The organism is Candidatus Zixiibacteriota bacterium (assembly GCA_021159005.1).
Classification (GTDB): domain Bacteria; phylum Zixibacteria; class MSB-5A5; order UBA10806; family 4484-95; genus JAGGSN01.
On sequence record JAGGSN010000151.1, the window covers coordinates 1 to 2,121 of the forward strand.

At 46.7% G+C, this 2,121-nt stretch carries 3 protein-coding genes; all 3 read right to left on the minus strand.

The features are described 5' to 3' along the window. Positions 1-52 precede the first annotated feature (52 nt). Complete coding sequence (locus tag J7K40_09990) at positions 53-1,360, minus strand: restriction endonuclease (GenBank protein MCD6162728.1); 1,308 nt, start codon at positions 1,358-1,360, stop codon at positions 53-55. 78 nt (positions 1,361-1,438) lie between these two features. Next, positions 1,439-1,753, minus strand: a complete 315-nt coding sequence (locus tag J7K40_09995; protein MCD6162729.1) for a hypothetical protein — start codon at positions 1,751-1,753, stop codon at positions 1,439-1,441. Positions 1,754-1,758: 5 nt separating this feature from the next. Continuing rightward, positions 1,759-2,097 (minus strand): hypothetical protein, encoded by a 339-nt coding sequence (locus tag J7K40_10000; protein ID MCD6162730.1) that lies wholly within the window; start codon positions 2,095-2,097, stop codon positions 1,759-1,761. Positions 2,098-2,121: the final 24 nt, after the last annotated feature.

Genomic DNA, 2,121 nt, shown 5'->3' on the forward strand with positions numbered 1-2,121 from the left:
TCGGGACACACCCGATAGAGTTTATAAAGAATTGAGGCGGGGTTTAGCCGCCTCACTGTAACAGTTCTTTCACGGTCTTTAACTCGATGTTGATCCCGTATTTGGCTTTGGTGTCCTTCGCCTTGTCCTTCGCCCCTTTTGTAAAGCTAAACGCCACAACAATGCCATGTGTTTTATCGGCATCCCTGATTGTGGTCTCAAATTCCTTGATCACATTAACACCAACCTTGTCGCTTCGTTTTACCTGTACCGGATCGCCGGTGAACGTCCATCCGTCGATTCCACCGTCTGCTGTCAGCTTGTGGTTCATTCTCCCCTGTACTGCTTTGACCGCCCATTTTTGGAACAGTGCCGGGGCTGTGTCTCGTAACTTCGTTTCAGTCATCAGTTCCATTGCGTCGATGATCTCTGCCGTGCTGCCCAGCTTCTCTATCCGTTCCTGTACCACTGCACACGCTGGCATCTCCGCATCGATCCCGATGTATCGTCTGCCCAGTCGTTGTGCAACCGCGAGGGCTGTGCCACAACCGCAGAACGGATCAAGGATCAGGTCACCTGGGTTGCTGCTGGCTTTTATTATACGCTCCAGTAGGACTTCTGGCTTCTGTGTGGGGTAGCCCATACGTTCTTTTGATGCTTCTGCTAAAAATGGAATTTCCCACCAATCGTTCGGTAATTTGCCTTTTGGATTTAATTTGTATGCACCAAAGTCGATTCCATTTCTTTTATTGTTGCATACACTTTTTAATCTGTTTTTAGTACTCTCTGAATATTCTTCCCTGACATCGTCCACATTAAATGTCCATTCAGTAGATTTTGAATAGAATAAAATAGTATCATGTTTTCTACCAAATCTTTTTTTACTCATTCCGCCGCCCTTATAGCACCATACAATATCGTTCTGGAAGTTCTTCATCCCGAATACCCCATCCATCGCCACCTTCACATAATGCACCGCGTGCCAGTCCAGGTGTACGTAGATACTGCCGGTCGGCTTGAGTACCCTGTAGCATTCCTGCAGCCTGACCTTCAGCCAGCCCACGTAAGCCTCGATGTCGTTCTTCCGTACATCCTTCGCCTTATCAACCGACATACCACAACGCGGACAGAACAGATAGCCTTCCGGGAAGTCTTTTTCACACTCTGGATTCCCACAAACCTTCTTGTAGAATTTGGTGTCCTCGAATGACCGGATAGTATTCTTGTTGTCCCCGTCCCAGATCAGATCATAATCCTTTCCAGAAAAGAATGGTGGATCTAGGTATATCAGATCGACCGATTCATCCGGTATGTATTGCCTCATCTTATCCCGGCAGTCACCGCAGATTATTGAGTTCGTTATCAATGATTGCATCGTCATATCGCCTCTTTGTTGGTTCTTTACCCCCATCAGCCAACTACTGATGGAGTTTATAAAAAAATAAAGAGTATCGAGGATTCATTGCTCCTCCTCGATGGTCTTTCTGTACACTTCTTTCGCTTGCTCAAACGCCTCTTCGATCTCAATCATCCCCATGTTATCGGATTCCAGCATGTCCTGTAGGAATGCGATCTTAAGCGACATTTGGCTCTTGTAGGTATCCGGTGTGCTATGCACTACAGTTGGATGTATCTCATATCCACCCGATAGAAAACCTCTCACAAACGCATCTGTGTTTCTGCCTTCGAGTGCGTCTGTGATCAGTTTAATATCGTCTGTGGATAGTTTGATCATCAGTTCCCTTGCTCTATGGTAGTTTATATCGTATTCCATCTAACTCACCTATGTGCTACGGCGTATCCCACCGCTATCGATACAACCATCGACCAATCACCCAGTCCGCTCTCAATGCCTTTTTTGACTACATGCATCTCCTCTGGCGTTAATTCCCTGTCAAGGATGTCTTTCGCTATAATCTGTGCGTCCTCTTCGGTGATGATGAATATTATTTCCGGCGTTTCCTTCCACTCTTCGCCCATCCATGTATGGTACGCGTCCCGGAACGCCTGTTCCTCGACACCACCGATGCTTGCCTGTCGTAACCACCCACGTTCCTCTGGCGTGAGTTTTTTCAGTATTGTCAGTGCTGTCTCGTATGCTTTTTCACGTTCAGTCATTCTTATCACCGCTTTATGAAATCA